General features: G+C 35.4%; 18 protein-coding genes and 1 pseudogene. 6 read left to right on the top strand and 13 right to left on the bottom strand.

All coding sequences use genetic code 11. From position 1 onward, the window contains the following. The first annotated feature begins 13 nt into the window (after window positions 1-13). A complete protein-coding gene (locus BKP57_RS19220; RefSeq protein ID WP_072742184.1) occupies window positions 14-808 on the top strand; it encodes a DUF2268 domain-containing putative Zn-dependent protease in 795 nt (264 codons plus the stop codon). A 107-nt stretch (window positions 809-915) separates the two neighbouring features. Here the strand turns inward: BKP57_RS19220 and BKP57_RS19215 are convergent, their stop codons facing one another. Then, window positions 916-2,067: an MFS transporter gene (locus BKP57_RS19215; RefSeq protein WP_050352538.1), complete on the bottom strand. Its 1,152-nt coding sequence runs from the start codon at window positions 2,065-2,067 to the stop codon at window positions 916-918. A gap of 547 nt (window positions 2,068-2,614) precedes the next feature. Between BKP57_RS19215 and BKP57_RS19210 the strand changes: the two genes are divergently transcribed. The 4 genes from BKP57_RS19210 to BKP57_RS19195 all read left to right on the top strand — a co-directional run bounded on the left by BKP57_RS19210 (window position 2,615) and on the right by BKP57_RS19195 (window position 9,260). After that, window positions 2,615-3,838: a dicarboxylate/amino acid:cation symporter gene (locus BKP57_RS19210; protein WP_050352537.1), complete on the top strand. Its 1,224-nt coding sequence runs from the start codon at window positions 2,615-2,617 to the stop codon at window positions 3,836-3,838. Between the two features lie 808 nt (window positions 3,839-4,646). Beyond that, window positions 4,647-5,951: a YeeE/YedE family protein gene (locus BKP57_RS19205; RefSeq protein ID WP_050352536.1), complete on the top strand. Its 1,305-nt coding sequence runs from the start codon at window positions 4,647-4,649 to the stop codon at window positions 5,949-5,951. 261 nt (window positions 5,952-6,212) lie between these two features. Next, a complete protein-coding gene (locus BKP57_RS19200; RefSeq protein ID WP_050352535.1) occupies window positions 6,213-7,907 on the top strand; it encodes an FAD-dependent oxidoreductase in 1,695 nt (564 codons plus the stop codon). A 12-nt stretch (window positions 7,908-7,919) separates the two neighbouring features. Beyond that, entirely contained in the window at window positions 7,920-9,260 is a 1,341-nt protein-coding gene (locus BKP57_RS19195) for an APC family permease (protein WP_050352534.1), read from the top strand. 297 nt (window positions 9,261-9,557) lie between these two features. On the opposite strand, the gene BKP57_RS19190 is transcribed toward BKP57_RS19195, so the two are convergent. Beyond that, window positions 9,558-10,607: a 2,3-butanediol dehydrogenase gene (locus tag BKP57_RS19190; protein WP_072742183.1), complete on the bottom strand. Its 1,050-nt coding sequence runs from the start codon at window positions 10,605-10,607 to the stop codon at window positions 9,558-9,560. Between the two features lie 172 nt (window positions 10,608-10,779). On the opposite strand from BKP57_RS19190, the pseudogene BKP57_RS19185 reads away from it, so the two are divergent. Then, window positions 10,780-11,458, top strand: a pseudogene (locus BKP57_RS19185) (acetamidase/formamidase family protein); the annotation flags it as partial. Window positions 11,459-12,052: 594 nt separating this feature from the next. On the opposite strand, the gene BKP57_RS19175 reads toward BKP57_RS19185, so the two are convergent. The 11 genes from BKP57_RS19175 to BKP57_RS19120 form a co-directional block, all read right to left on the bottom strand. Next, on the bottom strand, window positions 12,053-13,306 hold the full coding sequence (locus BKP57_RS19175; protein ID WP_072742182.1) for a DUF5068 domain-containing protein: 1,254 nt from the start codon (window positions 13,304-13,306) through the stop codon (window positions 12,053-12,055). 244 nt (window positions 13,307-13,550) lie between these two features. Further along, complete coding sequence (locus BKP57_RS19170) at window positions 13,551-14,126, bottom strand: hypothetical protein (RefSeq protein ID WP_232231248.1); 576 nt, start codon at window positions 14,124-14,126, stop codon at window positions 13,551-13,553. A 491-nt stretch (window positions 14,127-14,617) separates the two neighbouring features. Continuing rightward, window positions 14,618-15,442 (bottom strand): hypothetical protein, encoded by an 825-nt coding sequence (locus tag BKP57_RS19165; RefSeq protein WP_050352532.1) that lies wholly within the window; start codon window positions 15,440-15,442, stop codon window positions 14,618-14,620. Window positions 15,443-15,607: 165 nt separating this feature from the next. Next, complete coding sequence (locus BKP57_RS19160) at window positions 15,608-16,219, bottom strand: hypothetical protein (RefSeq protein ID WP_050352531.1); 612 nt, start codon at window positions 16,217-16,219, stop codon at window positions 15,608-15,610. 33 nt (window positions 16,220-16,252) lie between these two features. After that, the gene (locus BKP57_RS22575; RefSeq protein WP_175609402.1) at window positions 16,253-16,504 is read right to left on the bottom strand and encodes a hypothetical protein; all 252 of its coding nucleotides are present in this window, start codon (window positions 16,502-16,504) and stop codon (window positions 16,253-16,255) included. 1,026 nt (window positions 16,505-17,530) lie between these two features. Further along, the gene (locus BKP57_RS19145; RefSeq protein WP_156875386.1) at window positions 17,531-17,740 is read right to left on the bottom strand and encodes a hypothetical protein; all 210 of its coding nucleotides are present in this window, start codon (window positions 17,738-17,740) and stop codon (window positions 17,531-17,533) included. Between the two features lie 108 nt (window positions 17,741-17,848). Further along, window positions 17,849-18,676, bottom strand: coding sequence for a hypothetical protein (locus BKP57_RS19140; protein ID WP_072742181.1), 828 nt, complete (start codon window positions 18,674-18,676; stop codon window positions 17,849-17,851). 79 nt (window positions 18,677-18,755) lie between these two features. After that, window positions 18,756-20,186: a hypothetical protein gene (locus tag BKP57_RS19135; protein ID WP_072742180.1), complete on the bottom strand. Its 1,431-nt coding sequence runs from the start codon at window positions 20,184-20,186 to the stop codon at window positions 18,756-18,758. A 69-nt stretch (window positions 20,187-20,255) separates the two neighbouring features. Beyond that, window positions 20,256-20,537: a hypothetical protein gene (locus BKP57_RS19130; RefSeq protein WP_072742179.1), complete on the bottom strand. Its 282-nt coding sequence runs from the start codon at window positions 20,535-20,537 to the stop codon at window positions 20,256-20,258. A 10-nt stretch (window positions 20,538-20,547) separates the two neighbouring features. Beyond that, a complete protein-coding gene (locus BKP57_RS19125; protein ID WP_050352525.1) occupies window positions 20,548-20,841 on the bottom strand; it encodes a hypothetical protein in 294 nt (97 codons plus the stop codon). A 16-nt stretch (window positions 20,842-20,857) separates the two neighbouring features. After that, on the bottom strand, window positions 20,858-21,250 hold the full coding sequence (locus tag BKP57_RS19120; RefSeq protein ID WP_072742178.1) for a hypothetical protein: 393 nt from the start codon (window positions 21,248-21,250) through the stop codon (window positions 20,858-20,860). Window positions 21,251-21,266 lie beyond the last annotated feature (16 nt).

The raw sequence follows: 21,266 nt of genomic DNA, 5'->3' as shown, positions 1-21,266 counted from the left end.
AGGAGATGAAACGATGCATGGAGTTATTCGAACAGATGAATGGCTGCTGGAAGACTATAAACAACCGATCCAGCTAGCTAAACGAGTAAAGGATTACTTTCCAAATGCTGAAGCAGAAGAAATATTTGCTCATCTAACAAAATTTGGCATGACTCGTTCAGCGATATCCAAAGTACGGGTTCAACAAATGCTAAAGGCAGACCTCTGGGACATCACTTCAATGGATTATAAAGAATTACAGCATCAATGGAATGGACCTGAAATACCTATTTTTATTTTCCCATCTGATGCAGCAAATTACAGGTTACACAAGGAGTTTAATGGAAAAGCAGGGCTTACCTTTAAGGACAAAGCTTTCTTATTCCTATCTGAATCAAATACAAAAATGGAAATCAAAGCACTTTTAACGCATGAATACAACCATGTTTGCCGTCTGGAAAAATGTAATAAACCAGAAAAACAGTATACCCTATTGGACACAATTATTTTGGAAGGCATGGCAGAGTATGCCGTTTTTAAACGGCTAGGAGAAGAGCATACAGCTAGTTACATCGGTAAATATAAGGATGAAGTGCTACACCGTTTTTGGACGAAATATCTTTTGCCTGAAAAAGGTCTCCAAGCAAATACAAATAAGTACTATCGTTTACTTTATGGATCCCATTTTTATCCAAAAATGCTGGGGTATTGTGTTGGAGAATATCTTGTTCGAACCTATGCGAACAAGCATGGCTTGTCTTTGAAAGAGCTTTTTGTAGTTAAAAGTGAGGACATAGCAGAAACAAAAACTGTAGCGCCAAGGGATTAATTACTGGTTTCATCTTTTTTCGCCGTTTAATAATATCCGCGGGAGAAAGTGCTTTACTTCCGCGGATACGTCTATGATGCCTTATTGTTTATGACCTTTTCATTTCTTTATAAATGAATGCGAAGCTTTTTTCTTACTCGATCAATCACGTATAAAGTTGTACAGATGATAAACATAACAATTGCCGTGAAAATAAACGGTATTCCCCACCATTCGGCAATAGCTCCAGACACAGAGGACCCAGCTACAACCCCCAATGAAAAGAAAGCATAAAATATGCCGTATGCTTTTCCACGATCTATTTTAGAAGAGCTTTCTGCTACCATTCGATTCATGGAAGGAAACACGAATGCAAAGCCTATACCGTATACTATCATTGTCAGGATGCCTGTCCAGAACATAGTGACATAACTTAAAAGCAGCATCGCACTACCAATTATAAAAATCCCAGTCCCAACTAATATCAAAGGCTCCATATGGTCATAAATTTTATTAATTGGTGTTAAAAAGACTATGATTGCCATAATTCCAAATGTACTAAGCAATGCACCTGTCGCGCTCGCATCAAGTCCAATCGCCTCTACCTTTAACGGCAGAGCAAAAGCTAGTGTCCCGTTACTAATCATTAATCCAAACGCAGCTAATGAAGCCTGCAATAATAAAGGATTTTTTAATAATGGTATAAAATGCTTCACGTGAACCTTCGACCTGTCCCTAGATACGAAGGACTCCTCTATATAACGAAGCACTAGAAAAGACGTGAATAAAAATAAACCTGCTACTAATATAAATACATACTCTATTTGACCGCGAGCTGCCAAAGCCCCACCAACTGCCGGTCCAACAATAGCAGCAATGCCAATAGCAGCGCCTGTGAAGGCCATTGCCTTTCCTCTAGAACCAGCTCTTGTCTGATCACCAACATATGCGAATGCGGATGGAATTAAAAACCCACCAGCCAGCCCATGTAATAATCGAATGATAAACAATTGAAATCCTGTTGCAGCTAATGGGTATAATAGTAAAATAACCGTTACTGAAATCATACCGATAAATAACATGCGCTTTCTTCCATACTTGTCAATCCAGTGCCCCCCAAGAATGTTTCCAAACATATTGGTTAGTGAATATACAGCTACAATTGCACCAGTTAACATATGAGAAGCACCAAGACTTTTTGCATAAGGAGTTATAATCGGTAATTGAATAAATGTATCGATAAATGAAACAACAATAATAAAATATAAAAGCTTTTTCACTCATCTATCCCTCGCTTTCCAACCTATTATACCTAAATTCAACTGAAAAGCGATGATAAAAGCAGCAAAATGTTCATTCGTCACAGTTTCTACAAAAATGTTTCATTTTAACTGTTTATTGGTAATATATTAGTTTTGTTTATACATTTTTTTCCTTTGACTAAAACGGTACGGTTAGCTCCAAAAAAATTATACGATTTGGCTTTTAGCTAAGTTAATATATGACTGTTATCCTCTTTCGTATCACGCTGAATACATTATATACATTATCATCATTTATTATTTTCTTAAGCTATAATGAATGTATCCTCCCCTCTTTTTTGGTACGATAGAAAATATAAAATGATCAGCGGGGGTTTCATTCATCCTCAACGGCTTGTTAGTACATGATCGTATGACCTAAAGGGCGCTTACGAAATAGGGCATTTAGGTGCTGTTGTCTCCCGCTTAGTCTTGTTCCATACACACTCTCTAACCCTTGAAGTAGGAATCTTACTGCACTTTATATGCGGGATAAATTTAACGATAAAGAAGGCGATCTAACAATATGAATATATGGAAAAAATATAAACAAACTTCCTTTGTAATAAAAATGACCGTTGCATTTGTTCTAGGAATCATAGCTGGAGTAGTCTTCCAAAACCAAACAAACGTGTTAGAGCCATTAGGTACATTGCTTATTCATTTACTTAGTTTGATTGCTATTCCCGTCATATTTCTGACCGTGGTACTTGCAGTTAACCAAATGAAAATTACAAAACTTGGACGAATGGGCGGAAAGCTAATTCTTTACTATATTGCAACGACTGCAGCTGCTGTGTTAATTGGTCTCGCATTAGCTCTTTGGATTAACCCGGGTACAAGCCTAACATTACCGGATACGCAAGTGGAAGAACCTGAAACACCAAGTGTTTCCGATGTACTGTTACAAATTGTACCTAAAAACATATTTGCAGCCTTTACTTCTGGAGATCTAATGGCAATTTTATTTATTGCTGTTATTATGGGAGTTGCTATTTCCGCCATGCGCTACTCCGAAGACAAAAAAATGAAAGAATACGGCGACTTATTAAATACTCTTTTTACAGCATTAAATGAAATGTTTTACAAGATTTTGCAAGGCGTGCTACTATATGCACCTATAGGTATATTTGCCATTAGTGCAACAGCATTTGGCAGTCAAGGCTGGGAAACATTCCAATCGTTATTCAAGTTTACTGCAGTTTTTTATGCTGGTATTTTGTTATTATGGTTATTGGTTTATGCTGGATTTCTAAAATTATCCAAAACACCGGTTATTCCTTTTTTTAAGCAAACGAAAGAAGCCTATACGACTGCATTTTTCACATCGAGCAGCATTGCTTCTCTTCCTATTGCGATCCGCTCTGCTAAAAAAGCAGGTATTTCGGAAACAACAGCAAACTTTGCACTCCCACTAGGTGCTGTTTTCAATTCAGATGGCGGAGCATTACGGATGGGAGTTTCACTGGTCTTTGCTGCAAACATTATGAATTTAAACCTTTCGCCTACCGATTTTTTGGTAATTGTAATCATTGGAACACTGCTCTCTATTGGAACCGCCGGTGTGCCTGCAGCAGGATTGGTAACTTTATCCGCGGTACTTAGCATGTTTGGCTTACCACTTGAAATTGTAGCATTAATCGCCGGTGTTGATGCATTAATTGGGATGGCCGGTACTGCCTCCAACGTAATCGGAGACATCGTTGGAGCTTGCGTTGTTGATAAATCTGAACGGAAACGAGCCGCCTAAACAAAACAGCATGCGAACGAGGCTGGAATACAAAGCAGCTGACTAAAAGAGGAACAAAAATGATCTATTGTGTATACACAGGTTTTTAGCGTAGTCAAAATGTGTAGACTCTGGGAACAGTACGAGCTGAAGATCTCCCAGAAAAGCGATGTTTGCTTTTCCGAGAAAGCTGAGGGGTCCTGCGGAAAGCGAAGTATTTTAACGTAGCGATGGTAGGAGTTTTTAATACAAACAAGCCGGACAATATTTATAATTGTTCGGCTTTTGCTATATAGCATTTTCTTTTGTCTCAACCTTTTTTAGTGTAAATGGACAGGACCAGGTGTAAGCTTGCACTTCTTTACCGAACGTAGTCCTGAGACTCCTCATGGTAAGGCAGTGAAAAACTATAAAACAAGAAAAATAGATAGCCAAATGCTATTACATGCCGTGATGATTGAAGCTGATTTTTCTATGTAGCATATGTTGGAAGCGCCTTTTTGTAAAAGATCGCCGTTTTCAGTAGCCTTGTAAAGGCATACCACGCTTCTTCCCCTCTTACTTGAAAAAGACACTCCTCTAAAATCTTATTTTTGATGTTTAGCTAGTCCTCGCCATTTAATTTCCCCAATGCCATGTGGCAAGGAAATGGGGATGGTCTTTCCCAAAATTTATCAGATACTCGCCCTCTTTTTATTTCGGGAAAAATATACGTATACTTATGAACAAATATTGAAGGTGAAGTTCATTCTGTTGAAAAATTTTCCTTCTCTCTATATACTATTTATGTGAAATGTTTCACATGATAATGAAAGGAGTTTAAAACAACATGGAAGCAGAAATTAAAAAACAGCAAGCCATCCAGAGTAAGCATTTACAAAAAATAGAGTACGTGTTAGGGATAGCTGCAATTTTCTTCGTTCTTATTTTAGGTAACGTACTCTTAAAAACAGATATGCTGTTTTTCAGATTATTAATCGGTACAGGGCTTGGTTACACCTTGACACGTGCCTACACTGGATTTGCTGGTAGTATTAATCGCGCTTATAAGACTGGTTCTACAAAATTACTACGTGCAATGGCTCTAATGTTCTTTATTACTACCTTAGCAACGACCACTTTTTTACTTTATTCCAATCCTGCAAGCTACGATCTTTGGATTAACCCCATTAACCTTGGTCTAATAGCAGGTGGATTATTATTTGGTTTTGGAATGGCTTTCTCTTCATGCTGTGCTTCAGGCGTTTTAACAGATTTAGCAACGGGGTTCCCTAGAGCACTAATTACGTTATTATTTTTTGGTATGGGTATATTTATTGGTTTTCCTATTCAACATACAGCCAGTTGGATTACTAATTCTTGGTTTACTACTTCCGTAGGGAATCAGCTGCAAGGAGGCGTTTTTTTACCAGACCTCTTTAAATGGGATGGTCTTGGCGGCTATTTAGGTGCTATCCTAACCACTGCATTATTCTGTGGCATAACTGTTTACTTAGCTTACCGATATGAAAGAAAAAGAAAGCAACAAAATCGTTATATAGAACATGAAACGGAAAAAATGCAGGAGTTACCTAATAAATTTGATAGTAAAGATTATAAATTGTTCAGCCAAGAAACATATAATCGTATTTTTATTAAGCCTTGGACCTTGAAACAAGGAGCAATTGTAATCAGTATATTGTTTGTATTATTAATGGGTGTTACAAAAGCTGGTTGGGGAGCTTCTACACCTTTTGGTATATGGTTTGGTAAATTATTAATGTTCTTAGGTGTCTCTCCGGAATCGATTGCTTCTTTTACAAAAATGTCAGCGGAACCATTTGTGTTGCCATTTTTTGAACACCCGATTTCCGTGCAAAACTTTGGAATTCTAGTAGGAACAATTATCTATCTATTAACAGCTGGTAAAATGAAAACCATGTTCTTAGAAGGAGCGCATATTCGTAAAAAAGAAGCAGCTTTGTTCGCGTTAGGTGGCATTACAATGGGTTTAGGAACTAGACTTGCAAACGGATGTAATGTTGGGGCATTATTTACCCCTATTGCCAATTATTCGCTCTCAGGCTGGATATTCTTCCTATTTTTAGCACTAGGTGGTATTGTAGGCAATATGTTAGCTAAACGCTTATTTTAAGTCTTCTAAGATCATTTGCATAACAAATGGCGGAAACACAATCGGACACTAAAAAGGTAAACTGTGACCAAATATCAAATTTTTAAAAAGAAATCCAAATTACCTATACAGGTATATGTACAAAGCGTTAAGTTTTTGGTACTATATTTTTAGCTAGTAATGTTATAGGTTTCACAAAATAAATTATTCTATGTTACAGATAACTATCAGTTTGAAAGTCGAATCAACGACTGAATGACGCGCGATAAAGGAGAATGGAAAATGAGTAAAAAAATTGTTGTTATAGGTGGCGTTGCAGGAGGAGCTTCTGCCGCCGCAAGAGCAAGAAGATTAGATGAGCATGCGGAAGTCATTATGTTTGAAAGAGGTCCACATGTATCTTTTTCAAACTGTGCGCTACCTTTTCACCTAAGTGGAATTGTTGAAAATAGTGAAGATCTTGTATTAATGAATCCAAAACAATTTAAAAAACAATATAATATTGAAGCACGCGTTAATAGTGAAGTAACTTCTATTAACCGCAAGAATAAAACGGTTACAGTAAAAACCGTCGTAACAGGGGAAAGTTACGAAGAAAGCTATGATAAGCTCGTTTTATCTCCAGGAGCAAATCCTATTATTCCACCTATTCAAGGAACGGATATGGACCATGTATTTACCGTACGAAACGTTGTCGATATTGCGAAGCTGGACGCATATGTCAAGCAAGATAATGTTAAACAAGTTGCCGTAATTGGAGGAGGATTTATTGGCATAGAAGTTGTGGAAAATCTCCGTTTAGCTGGGTTAGACGTATCCTTAATTGAATTCAGCAATCAAGTGATGGCACCTTTTGACTATGATATGGCGCAAATTTTGCACAAAGAAATAATCGACCAAGGGGTTAACCTAATTGTCAATGATGGTTTAGCTAAAATCGAAGCTAGTCAAATCGAATTACAATCAGGTAAAATATTGGCTGCTGATGCCGTTGTACTTGCTATCGGTGTGAAACCAGAGACCAAATTAGCTGAACAAGCTGGGCTGGAAATTGGTCAAACTGGTGGCATTATGGTTGATCACAATTATGTTACGAGTGATTCGGATATTTACGCTGTTGGAGATGCGATTGAAGTATATCATAAGTTGACACATCAGCCAACTAGACTAGCACTTGCAGGACCTGCACAACGTCAAGCCAGAGCCGCAGCAGACCATATGTACCGTATCCCACATCGTCATACTGGAGTAATTGGCTCCTCCTGTATCCATGTGTTTGATCAAAACGCCGCAGCTACTGGTCTAAATGAAAAAGAAGCAGAGCGAGCTGGTATTGCTTATGATTTTGTTTATATTATCCCGAATGATAAAGTTGGCTTAATGCCTGAAAGCCATCCAATGCATTTTAAATTGATTTATGAATACCCTACAGGGAAAATACTTGGTGCTCAAGCCATCGGAAAAGGAAATGTTGATAAGCGTGTTGATGTCATTGCTACAATGATTACGATGGGTGGAACGCTAGAAGATTTAAAAGAACTAGAACTATGCTATTCCCCAATGTTTGGAACAGCGAAAGATGTAGTGAACTTTGCGGCATTAGTTGCACTCAACCGATTGAACGGAGAATTCAAGCAAGTTCCAGTAACAAAAGCGCGGGAATTGGTAGAAAATAATGCATTTATTATGGACGTAAGGGAAAAGCATGAATATGCATGCGGTCATTTAACCAATGCGGTGAATATACCTTTAAGTGAATTTAGAGATCGATTAGATGAAATCCCACAAAACCAACCTGTATATGTGCACTGTCGTTCCGCCCAGCGTAGCTACAATGCTGTAATGGCATTACAACACTTGGGCTATAAGAACGTATATAATATCTCAGGGTCTTATTTAGGCATTTGCTTATATGAATATTATACTGATCAAATGACGGGGAGAGAAAAAATCGTTACCGCTTATAACTTTAAATAACGATGATATGTTATGAGAAATAAACTGAACCGTTTTGATATTTTAAGCTTAGTATTAGGGTCTATTATTGGCTGGGGAGCATTTACGCTACCCGGCATTAAATTTCTTCCAGAGTCTGGGGTTATCAATACAACTATTGGGTTGCTGTTAGGTGGTTTTGCTATTCTTTTTATACAAAAAGGCTACCATATTATGATGCAGCAACATGCTGAAGATGGTGGTGGTTTCTCTTACACGTATAAGAATCTTGGCAGAGGGCATGGCTTTATTGTAGGCTGGGCTTTAATTCTTTGCTATTTAAGCATTGTTCCCCTTAACGCAACAGCCTTTGTATTAATTGTTAAAATTTTATTGGGATCAAACATAGAGTGGTTGTATCTTTACGAAATTGCTGGATATCCTGTTTATTTCTCAGAAGTGCTCATAGCAAGCTCCGTGCTTATTTTATTTGCAGCTTTAAATATTAGAGGCTTGCGGAAGAGCTCTAATGTCCAAAACGTGATGGTATTATTTTTAATGATTAATATCGCGATCGTTTTTATCGCCATGCTTTTAAATACAGGTTCAACAACTTTATCTACGAACTATTTTTATAACTATGATTTTGACATTGGTGAAATAGCAAAAGTCATTGCGATTATTCCATTTCTATTTGTCGGGTTTGATATTATTCCACAAGTAGCTACCCAATTAAAGTTTAAACCTGAAAAAGCAACCTGGATAGCGATTCTTTCCGTATTTTCCGGAGTAATTGCGTACAGCCTTTTAAATGTAATCACAGCACTTGCCTTCTCACCTGATCAAACAAAGCAGCTCGATTGGGCTCTTGGGGAAGCTGTGTTAACTCATGTCGGAAGCTTTGGTTTTATTTTATTAATCATCGCATTAATGACTGCCGTCTCTGGAGGCATTAACGGCTTTATGATTAGCAGCAGCCATCTGCTATCATCCTTATCTGCATACAAATTGTGCCATCCCAAATATATGAAGCGGACAAACGCCGGCGTTCCGATTAACAGCGTCTTTTTTATAACAGGTATTAGCCTTCTCGCACCTTGGTTTGGAAGAGAGGTTATTATTTATATTGTTGATATGTCCTCGTTTCTAGCAGCGATTGCTTATTTATACGTATGCTTTATTAGTTATAAACAAGCAGCTTCAAGGTGGGACCAACTGCTAACATTTACCGGAATTATCATTAGCATCAGTTTTATTCTCCTGTTAATTATCCCTCAATCTCCAGGAAAATTAAGTACGCCGTCTCTGATTTTCATGGGACTATGGGGAATTGCTGGTTTATTTTATTATCGCAGCTATACAAAAAAAGTTGCGAAACAGAACGCCAACCAATAAAGTGAATCTACAAACAGTGTGGGGGTTCATTCATCCCCCACTGTTTGTTAGTACCGTAATGGTATCACCTAAAGCCCTCTGAACGATTGGGCATTAGGTGCTATTATCTTCCACTTTGACTTGTTGCTGTACAGATTACCCAACTCCTGAAGTGGGAGTCTTACAGCAATAAAATGGTTGGCGTGCATTATTATTTATATCATACGTATCCGCAAATATTATTTTGGCATTACGTGCATACCCTTTCAGCCAACGAATACACAAACAAAGCAACGAATAATTTATTCACTTGTTAAATTACGGTTTAATTAATATTTTCACTTGTGATTTTTCTTGCAGTAAAGACTCAAACCCTTCCTTCACGATGTTATCCAATGCGATTTTTTTCGTAACTAAATCGCTTACTTCCAGCTTACCATCAGCAATTAAATCAATCACTGTCGGGAATATATTGCGGTAACCAATCGATCCGATCAAGTTAAGTTCTTTAAAAACAAGGCTGTTAGCATCCAATTCCGGTTTTGACTCCCAAAGACTTTCAATAACAATTTCTCCGCCCATTTTTGTGCTATTAACTGCTTGTTCTAATACTACAGGAACACCTGTAGCCTCAAAACTGATATCAGCTCCATCGCCTGCGGTTTGCTTCATGATCTCTTCAGCAACGTCACTCTCTGCTGGACTAATAGCAACTGCCCCAAGCTTGGTTGCTACTTTTCTTCGTTCTTCTGACAATTCAATGGCAAATACCTTTTTTGCTCCAGCTAAAAAGCTTGCTTGTACCGTTAATAAGCCAATTGGTCCGGCTCCAAAAACAGCTACTGTATCCCCAACCTTTAAGTTACTAAGTTTTACAGCATGCATAGCAACTGCTGTAGGTTCAACTAAAGCAGCTAATTCATAGCTCATATGCTCAGGTATTTTATGTACCATGTCTTCAGAAACAACGGTATACTCTGAGAAGCCTCCACCAACACCAGACATGCCAAAAGCTGCAATGACTTCACAAAGGTTATAACGCCCTTGACGGCAGGCTTTACATTTCCCGCAAGTAATCATCGGCTCCACAGTAACTCGATCCCCTAACGCTACTTGGGTAACGTTTTTCCCAACTTCTACTACCTCTCCGGCAAATTCATGACCCATAATAACTGGTGCAGTACCTTTTGTTAATGGATGAGGTGCTTCTGTTGGGATGGTAATTGGTCCAGCAACATATTCATGAAGATCGCTTCCACAAATACCGGCCCATTCTACTTTGATTTTCACTTCTCCTGCTTCAACAACTGGTTCATCAACATTCTCCACACGGATATCTTTTTTTGCATACCAAACTGCTGCTTTCATTGCCTTCACTCCTGTAAGATAGTTTTATAGAAGCTTATTGCTCTCCATATTAGCGTATCATAAGACTTGAACCATTTTTGTGTATATTTAGCAATTTTACGTGACATTTAACCTAGAACTATTTTCTTATAAAGTGAACCTTTGTCATTGTGGGTATTTTAGCCCGAATTTGGAATGGAATAGACGGGAAAAAGCTTTAATTGCCACTGATCCAGACCGCGTCCCTCCACTTGCTAACCCGCCCACCGAAGAAAGCGTTGTTTTAGGAAGTTTAACTGGTGCAGAATTCGACCGCATAGCCACAGAAGGTGCAAGAACTGTACCCCCTCGTGAAAATGGTGGCAATTGTGACATTAAAGACCTATCTAAAGGTTCTCGCGTATACTTTCCGGTATTTGTAGACGGAGCAAAATTATCTGTAGGCGATCTCCACTTCTCCCAAGGTGATGGGGAAATTACATTTTGCGGTGGTATCGAAATGTCTGGCTGGATTGAATTACAAGTAGATGTTATCAAAGGTGGTATGGAAAAATATCAAATCAAAACGAACCCAGTCTATCAACCAGGACCTGTAAACCCACACTATAACGAATATATTGTTTTCCAAGGTGTATCAGTAGAGTCCTCCGGCAAGCAAAACCTATTTAGATGCGAACGTGGCGTACCGTAATGCCTGTTTAAATGCTATTGAATTTCTCAAAACCCAGGGATATACTGGTGAGCAAGCTTATATGCTTTTATCTGCTGCTCCAGTCCAAGGTCACTTAGCCGGAGTTGTTGATATACCAAATACATGTGCCACAGTTGGAATTCCAAAAGAAATTTTTACGAAGAGTATCTTGCCAACATAATGGAGGTATACGTATGGCTATACATTTTCCTGCCAACTTTGTGGCGAATTTACGGAATGGCATAAAAGCAATAAAGGCAATAAACAAGAGACGTTCTGCCCTACCTGCAAAGCTGTTTCCAAACGCGTGCTTAAGCCACCAATTACGTTTCAGATGGATCAAAAAGTAAAACGTGCAATGGAGCGTGGAAGAGAACCGCAATTAGTCAAAAAAGAGCATTTGCCATCCACGTCTATAAGAGCAAAGCCGAGAACAAAGCGGCCTTGGTAAGTGTAGTCAATTACAATATTAGTAGGGGCGTTAGGTCCATACCCTATTAAACTGAATAAACCGACTGAAATCAAATCTAAAAATCTTGATTTCAGTCGGTTTTATTTTTCAAATGGTGCTTTGAACCTTTATACTGCATACAAGTGGAATGAGGCATTCCGATGTATTAACGCAATTTTAGTGCTGCAGCTAAGGAGCGCTAGAACAGTGATATCCATTTTCCATGCAGCATTTTACCGGTAAGCAAGATGTTGTTTACAAAAATTGTATCGTTACATCTCGCCTAGTTTTTAGACAAAGCATTGTTTCATAGGTGTGGAACGTTTATTTCAATTTAAACTCAGCTTCTGCACCTTTAGATATGTCTTTCCCATCTATATTACGCATTGGACCAATTTCTAATTCAAAAGCTTTGTCCTTCCAAATTTTTTCGTATTGTTCTTTATCTAAAAGAAAAACTTGTAACAGGTCACTACTATCATTGGCAGATATGACGTCATCATTTTTATAAGGTAACAGCATACCTTCATTTAATGTCCATTGTTTCCCATCATTCAAATGTAACGTTGAAGAAATAGAGCTTTTGGAAATATCTTCATCGTATCCATTATCAATGGTAAATTTAACCGTTAATAAAACCAATTCATCTGCTTGGAAACGCGGCGCTTCTTCTTCATTAGGTACAAAATTAGTAATTTGGTATCCTTCTAATGTGACTGTCGCTTTATCAATATCTTTGCTTTCTCCGATACCTTCTTCGCTTTCTAGCATTTCTTTATCGCCCATATTTTCAGCAGTTACTTTATCTTCATAAAATCCTTCACTAGCTTCTTGAGCAGCCTTCTTTTGATTTTCAGCATCTAACGGAAAACTAAATGTTTTTTCCTCACCAAATGAAGTGCTAAAATCATCTTTATCTGTTTGAGGAAGTGGAATCTCAACTTCGACGCTGCCAACTTCTAAAACATCATTTAAGCGATCTTCTCCAAATGGATATGTATAATAACCCGAAACTTCCTCACCCGCTTCTAATAAATAGTCATTGTCTGGTGATAATAAAATAGGCAACTGTTGATCTTTTGGTAAAAGTTCTTGATAATTATTTATATCTTTTTCTGCACCAGTATATGTCATATAGAGACTCGGCATATAGTGTACATCTTTATCTGTATCGTTTTTAACCGAATAATGAGCTATAATGACACCGCCATTAGTTTGATCGTCAAATGGAATATTGTAATCACGGTGAAAATCATTTAATTCTACAAGTGTATAACTATTTAATGTAAATGTTACACCTTCCATATCGTGAGTTTGCGGCTCTTTGTTTTCATATAATACATCAGCTGTTCCCTCAGTCGTCTTTTCCATATATGATATTAGCTCACTAAAGCTAGCTTCCTTCGTATTTTTAGGTTCTTTAGCTTTATTGTCTTCATCTTTTTTGACTACTTCCTCTTTTGACTTCTCAGCATTTGCCGTATCATCTTTTTCTTCTTTTTCATCACTGCCACAAGCAGTAGTTATGAATACCGAAAAAAGTAATACAACAAATAGCATAAACCCTTTTCTGATCATACAATTCCCCTCCATATGTAGTAAAATAAATCATTATCTATTATATAATATTCACTTGGGAAAGTCTACTAATTATGCAAAAATTATCCTTATTCCAAAGATTTTGAACTTAACTTTGATTTATTCAATATAGCTATTTTTATTAGATGTTCTTTCGGCCATGATTCCCCTTTCACTACACAGAGGTAACGAACCTTTTCCATATTCTTATCCGAGATTCATTTACTACAATTTCTCTCATAGATTAATAAATTACATCCTTCCTTTTCGTTCCCATTGGCTTTAGGTTTCCGTCTTTATCAAAATTAAAACTTTCAAAACGGTATTTACAATAGAGAATGACTAATTGTTCAGGTAGTACAAAAAGCATGGTGTAAAAAATAATAACAATTAGTATCCCAAATATCAACGTTGTGATGGTTAACAATAATAGAGAATTTATGCTTAGTTCTTTTCCTAAAAAAAATAAAGCTCCTGTAAAAGAAAACAGCCCAAATAAATTTTGAGATACCAAAATAACTATAAAATATTGTGTTTTCTGTCGACTCATATAAACCTTAGGAAAAGAATAAATTATAGATAATAAAATTAGTGTAGCAGTTACCATACTATGAATAACAAAAACAATGTCAGCATATGGAAAATAAGTTGAGTCTGCAGCAACTACATAAGTTAATACAAACATCAACAACTGTAAAAGTATACTAAAAGTTAACATTCCTCCTAAACTATTTGGACTCTGTCTTCCCGATTCGAAAGGGCCTCGTAAAACAGCAAAACCTTCTTCTTGTAATTGGTCTAATAATTTCAGTTTAATCAACCCTTTTCCATACGCCGAAATAACATTTTAGCAGCAAAACATGGATTAGTATTAACTTAATGCAAAATTCTATCTTTTCTCATATATAATGTGAAGCCTAAACCATCTATGGTTTTTGTCTTTTGTACACATTTCCAGAATAAATTGTTTGAAAGCTTTCACCATACTTATTTCTATCCTTAGTTATTACTGAAAAACTATCGTTCTCATCCTCACTAACTTCATATTCTTTACCTTTATAAATACTGTGATACCCATTTTTTAGCATATCTCTTGTCTTATTTCATTATGGGTTCGAAAACTTTACCATTAAATGTTGAACTAATTCTTCAACTCCATTTTTACTCTATAAAGCTTTGCTCCTTCTTTTGGATGAACGCTATTATGAGTCTCCACTCTCGAATCACTTCATCATCCCTTGATGCAGTACCATTTTACCTTACTCTAGATTCATGCAATACATTTTCATCTCCGTAACAATCCATATCATTTTAACCCTTGTATTTCTCTCCATACCAATCTTTTTTAGCAATACCAAATTTCTTCCTAAATTCCTCCGAATACTTGTATAAATAATACGATCTTATTAGTTTACTATTTAAATATATAAACGTGAAAAATATTAAACATACGGCTAAAGGCGCAAATTCAATTAATGAACCAATTATTCTAGTTTCTAAATTATCTACTTCCGGAGAGATAACTTTTGTTAAATAATATAAAGCTCCAAATCCAAATAGTATACTTAAAACATTTTTTCTATTTTTGCTAAGCCACTCAACCAATGCTGATCTTTTCTTTTTTGTACCATACACCATTTTCTTTGCATTTTGATAGCTTTGAAAAAAAACGAATACAAAACCACTTAAAAATAATACTGAATATAACATACGTAATATATAGCTATTTACCATTAATTGTGTAAGTTTGAAAGTAAATAGTAAGAATAGTAACCAACCAAGAGATAAAAAAATGTTAAATAGAAAGTAACCTTTCGCATGATTTCTTTCTTTATATATAAAAGCTGCCAATCCAGCGATAAAAAATATAAAAACCTGTATATGTATATACCATATACTTGAAAAAACAAAAATGAATTCATTATTTTTGTCGAAAGGTACTGCTAAATCATCTATATTGGTAGCTAAGAAAAAACTTACTCCGTAAACAGCATAAGAACTAACTGAAAAAAATAGAATTACTATAATCAATTTATGTATTTTGAAATTTTTTACAGCGTTAATTGTATCTTTCATAAAGTTCTCGCTTATTGTCTCTTCCACTTGAGAAAAAGACCCAGTAAATATGCTCTTCATTCTACCCTCCTAAAATTCAATATTAACTAACAAGATAAACAAACCTTTTTCAGCTAAATAGAGTATGTATGTTTATATACCAAACACTTGAAAAAAGTACTTGACATTGTACGCTATAGTGTAAAATAAACTTGCTGTCTATTAAATGGATAAAAATATATACACTTACTCCTCCACATCCATTTTGAAATTAGCCTTTTCCAAATGCACGTTATCTTTTGTTAAACGATTAAACAGCTGTTCCTGCTCTGGTGTTACATCAAGCATGAATGGTATTGCGGAATCAGGATTAAGGATACCAAATTCATCTTCAGTTAGTACTAACTTTTCATTTTCATATATGTATTCTCCCTCTTTGTTTCCAAATGTCATATCAAATGTTATATTCTTGATGGGATCTTTTAGACGATTAATAGCTAAAAATAATATGGACCTACTTCCATCGGGGTTAACTGAAATATCAAACGGATAGAGACTAAAGTCGTTTGGGACTCCCATTTTAGGATCAGCTTTAATTGCTTCATCTAAAACCGAATATATTTCGTTATTTTCAATTGTCATCCCCACATCCATATCCTGTTTTTGCAATTCCAATTTCAAGTCGTTCATTTGCCCTCCAGCATGTTCATTCGTTTTTTGTTCATTTCCTTCACCCTTATTCGACTGTGCTTCCGTATTTTCTGATGGCTGCTCACTTTCATTTTCTTTTGAATTATTACTACATGCAACCAATAAAAATAAAAGCGCCACCGTGATAAGCATTAACAACTTTTTCATTTTTCATCTCCCCCTCCCCAATGGCTAATACGTTTAAACTCCTACACTTATCTCCACATACCATCTTCCCATATGGCTAGTCTTATACTCTACAAATACAGGGGGTTTCTGTTCCAATCCATTCTGTCTTATATAATTCATTAGCTCCCAAAACTTTCCTGGAGATGCTGCTTCAAAATCATCCATTAATCGTGTCATTATCATTGGCTTTACAGAAAAGTAACTATGAAAATATGCTTGCTGCTCTTCATCCAGAATTGTAAAATTGTTTTCAACGATTGGCAAAAATATTTCTGCCTGATAATCTCACTTGTTGGGTCGCTCAAAATAACATTCTACCATCTGGATGGTATCCTCCCTTCTCCAAAATAGATTGAAAATCTTTTACGGCTAGCTCAATTTCTTCCGGTACAAACTGATTATTTTAATAAATTATCAAAAATAAGTGAGCGAGTTTCAAATTGCAATTCAATCATCCTTCCTTTCCGAACCCATTGGTTTTAGATTTCCATCCTTATCAAAATTAAGCTTTCAAAACGATATTTACAGTAAAGAATGACTAATTGTTCAGGTAACACAAAAAGCATGGTAAAAAAAGGAAAGAACCTATTATAAGCAAAACCATAGTATTTATATCAAGTGTGTAACTAATTCGAGATATATATTGAATGATATACACCAACCCTGTTCCTACAATTATGGCTGTTGGTAAATATGATTTCCCTTCTAGTTTGCTTCTAAGTTTATCTTTTTTAGTACCTGCTTTATAATGCCCTTTTTTTAATAAAAAATAAAACCTTACACAAGTTATAATGAAAACGAGTAACCCCAATAAAAGTGTGGTTAAAGTAAAACTTATAAGAGAATCTTCTGTAACCTCTAAACTAAGCCTCTCTGAACCCAACAAAAAATAATGAGATTAAATACATAAAAAAGGCACCTACGTTTTGAGATACAAGAATGATCAACAAATACTGGATCTTTTGGTTTTTTAAATATACTTTTGGAATCGCAAAAAATATAGAAAAGACTACAAGTAATATTGTTATCCAGAAAATGTATATCCATTATAAAGTCTTTGTAAGGGTAAATAGTTGTATCAGCTGCTACTACATATGTTAAGAAAAACATTAATGGCTGAATAAAAGTGCACAATACTAAAGCAACAGCTAAATTCTTTGGGCTTTGCCTGCCTGATTCAAAAGGTCCTCGTAAAACAGCAAAGTCTTCTTCTTGTAATTGATCTAATAATTTCAGTTTGGTCAACTCTTTTCCATAATCCGAAATAACATTTTAACAAAACATGGATTATTAACAACCCGATGCAAAATCCACCGTTTCTCTTATATAATGTAAAACCAAAAACACCTGTAGTTTTTGTCTTTTGTACACAGAATAAATTGTTTTAAAGTTTTGATCACACTTATTTCTATCTTTAGAAAAATTACCGTTCTCATCTTCATTAACTTCATATTCTTTATCTTCATAAACATACCCATCCATTTTTAACGTATCTAACACCTTATTTCATTACGGGTTCGACAGCATTGCCATTAAATGTTGAACTAGTACGTTTTATCTTACTCTAAATTCGTGCAATACATCTTTTCCGTAACAATCTATATCTATTTACCCCTGATATTTCTCCCCATACCAATCTTTCTTATCAAATCCAAACTTTTTCCTAAACTCTTCCGAATACTTATATAAATAGTAACTTCTAATTGCGACACTGTTAAAATATAAAAATGAAAAAGATACTAAACATACCGCTAAAGGGAGAAAATCAATCAATGATCCAATAATTCTTGTTTCTAAATCATTTGCCTCAGTGAAAATAACTTTCGATAGGTAATACAAGCCTCCAACACCAATTAATAAACTAGTAATATTTTTTCTATTCCTACTAAACCACTCAACTAATGCTGATCTTTTCTTTTTTGTACCATGTACCATTTTTTTTGTATTTTGGTAACTTCTTATAAATATATATATATAACTGATTATAAATAATCCTGTATAGATCAAACGTAATGAAGAACTATATACTAGCAACTGTGTTACTTTAAAAAAGAAAATCATAAACAAAAGTAGGAATATAGTCAAAAACGTGTTGTATACAAAAAAACCTTTAATGTTATCTTTCTTTCTATATACAAACGCACCAATCACTACTGCTAGAATTAAAATAGACTGAATATGCATGTACCAGATGTTATCAAATATAGTGATAAATTCATTACTTTCATCAAGTGGTATTGTGGCTTGATTCATAATGTTGCTTATATAAATACTTACACCATATAAAGCATAGGATCCTAAGCCAATACAAAAACCTGTAAATAATAATCCTTTTAATAAATTAAATTGTTTAATTGTATCAATTGAATTCTTTGCAAAACTTTCACTAACAGTTTCTTCTACTTGAGAAAATGTTCCATTAAATACGCTTTCCATTCTTTCACCCTTTCTGATTTTATAATATAAATTAATGAATAGTTAGATTTCAAATTAAATTTTACTTAATGAACCATAATCAACCTATAAAAGACGCAATCCCACGCTTTAATGAATTTAATCCACCTTTTACAGCTTTCCCTATCGATTCGCCTTTTGATTTGACTTTAGAAACAGCCTTATTTACATCTGCTTTTACAACTTTACTTACAGCCTTGAAACCAATGCCAACTGTTTTTTTATAAGAATTTATTTTAGACGCAGCTATTTTTTTAGTTATCATTACATTTTTATAATCTCTATATAAGCTTTTCCCAATCGATTTTCTGATTAATCTGGCGCCTGACCAAGCATTACTAGCAGTGGATTTCACATTCTTCCATGTCTTTGTTCCAAAATCAAATGTAACATCTATACCTTTAAAGGAAAGTGATTTTAATTTTTTATAACTACTTGGCGCAATAAATTGAGCCGCTTTATTCAACAATCCTAATCCTCCGCCTAAAATAGCTATCTTAGGACCACCGACTAAAAATCCTCCTACCAAACCATCTACAACTCCAAATTTTTGCACCGTATCAATTGCTGTGCCTACTACTACCTTCGTACTGCCTCGTATTGCCTTACCTTCTTTAAAGTTGTTTGAAACTTCCTCATTTTTCACATTATAATAAGCACTTAAGCCAACAGAGACGCCTGTTCCAACCCAGCCAGCCTTTACTCCCGCGCCTAAAAATTTTTCAGCAAAACCTAAATACCTACCAAGACCTAATTGCTTTAATCTCTCCGCCCATTTACTTACCTTTCCGACTTTGTTTATTGCACTTCCCATATAAGGCATAGATTTTAATTTATTACTTAGCTTCTCCGTGCTACGAAGAAAGTGAGTAAATTCATCAGACTGTTCCATTGCTTTTAACAAAATAGCTGCTTTTTTTGGATGATGTTTTGCAAATGCATCTACCTTTTCCGAGTAATTATTAATGAAATCTGCCACTCCAGCAACTTGAGTAAATCTTGCATACCAGTCATTCCCAAACACTGTTTTAAGGATTTCAGCCATATCACTATGGTTAGTTTCTAGTTCTTCTTTGGTTAAATTTTGATATTGCTCTAAAACTGCATCACCGACTTTGGTTTCAAGTGCTTCTACTTGTCTATTAATTACTTGTGTGTTTTTTCCCTCTAAATACCTCTCGAACGTCTTACTGTATTTCTCATCGCATTGGGTCAACGGGTACATTGGGTTTTGTGAGCTTTCATTTTGCATATCATGTAATTTCTTTAAGTACTTATCTTTTAGATCCTTCATTTTTTTTAAGCCCTGATCACTTGGATCTAAAATATAAGCTCTGTCACTGAAATCCAATGAGCTAGCTTTTGATTGGATAACCCTAAAAAAATTGTTTTCCATTTCATCTACGAAGCCTTCAACTCTTTTCTTAAAATCATTTGAACGTTGATAATAAATTGAAGCAGGAAATGTAAAGTTAGCTTCCGAGCTTGTCATTATACCACCCCTTCATCTATAATTCCCTGTTCGAAACCTACATTACCCAACTCTTCAGTATTCACTCATTTAGTGAATAATCTTCTCATCTTGTTCTTCAAATTTATTTGCAACAAATTCTGCTTGCTCATAAAGAGCTTGCCAGTTTTCGCTTTCCTTTTTAATATTTTTAACCTCATCATTCAAAAGGGTAACAACACTTTCTTTTGCCTCACCAGCAAAGTTTGCTTGTATTTCGTTTGCAAGACGACCCAATATAAATCCCAAATTTTCTACAGTTGTTCTAAGTTGATCCATTTTCTTTAGTACACCGTCTACAGCTTCACGTTTATGTTTAATTTCAGCCACCATTGTTCACATCCTACACGTTAAAGTTACTTTTTGATTCCTTTTCTTTGGAATGCATGTCTTGTAAATAACTTTCAATTTCTTCTTTAATTAATTGTTCATGTGCCAATAACCCCGTTTGTTGATCAATAAGACTATTCACTGTTACATTTAATTTCGTATATGTTTTCCCTGATAATTCACTTTTAATAGTCACCATTGTTTTTGCAAGATCAATGAGTTCTGTTTCAAATTTCTCTAAGTTCTTCTTAAGATCACTTAAAGATGGAGTGATCGCACCTCCATCTATCTTTATCTCCCCTTTCACGAACAACCCTCCCAACTTAAATTCTCGCTAATAACCTTGATTTCACCGTAGAGTCCAAATTCTTCTCATTAATTATTCTGCGTTTTTTACTTCGATTTTCTGATTCATCTTCATCATAATTTGCTGTAAGAATATGTTTATTCGCATGATATTGTGTTTCAATATTAGCTTCTAAACTTGCAATACGTTTGGATATTGCGGTAAGAACTTCATCTTTTGTAGCATGTATATCATCTACCAGACGCTTAGTTTCATTCACTACTTTGTAGTACCCTTCTTGTGAACTACCACCTTTCCAGCTATCAATGCTTTCATTAAATCCTATAACATCATTAACAGAATGAATTGCCTTGCTTACAATAGCATTTTTAAGGCTTTGTAATTTTTGAATACGTGCAGTATAATCCATACTTACACCTCTTTTA

The sequence above is a fragment of the Virgibacillus sp. 6R genome, from assembly GCF_001895305.1.
GTDB classification, from domain to species: Bacteria; Bacillota; Bacilli; order Bacillales; family Amphibacillaceae; genus Virgibacillus; species Virgibacillus pantothenticus.
Note: the sequence above shows the minus strand (reverse complement) of the source record. Positions and strands in the feature narration are given on the sequence as shown.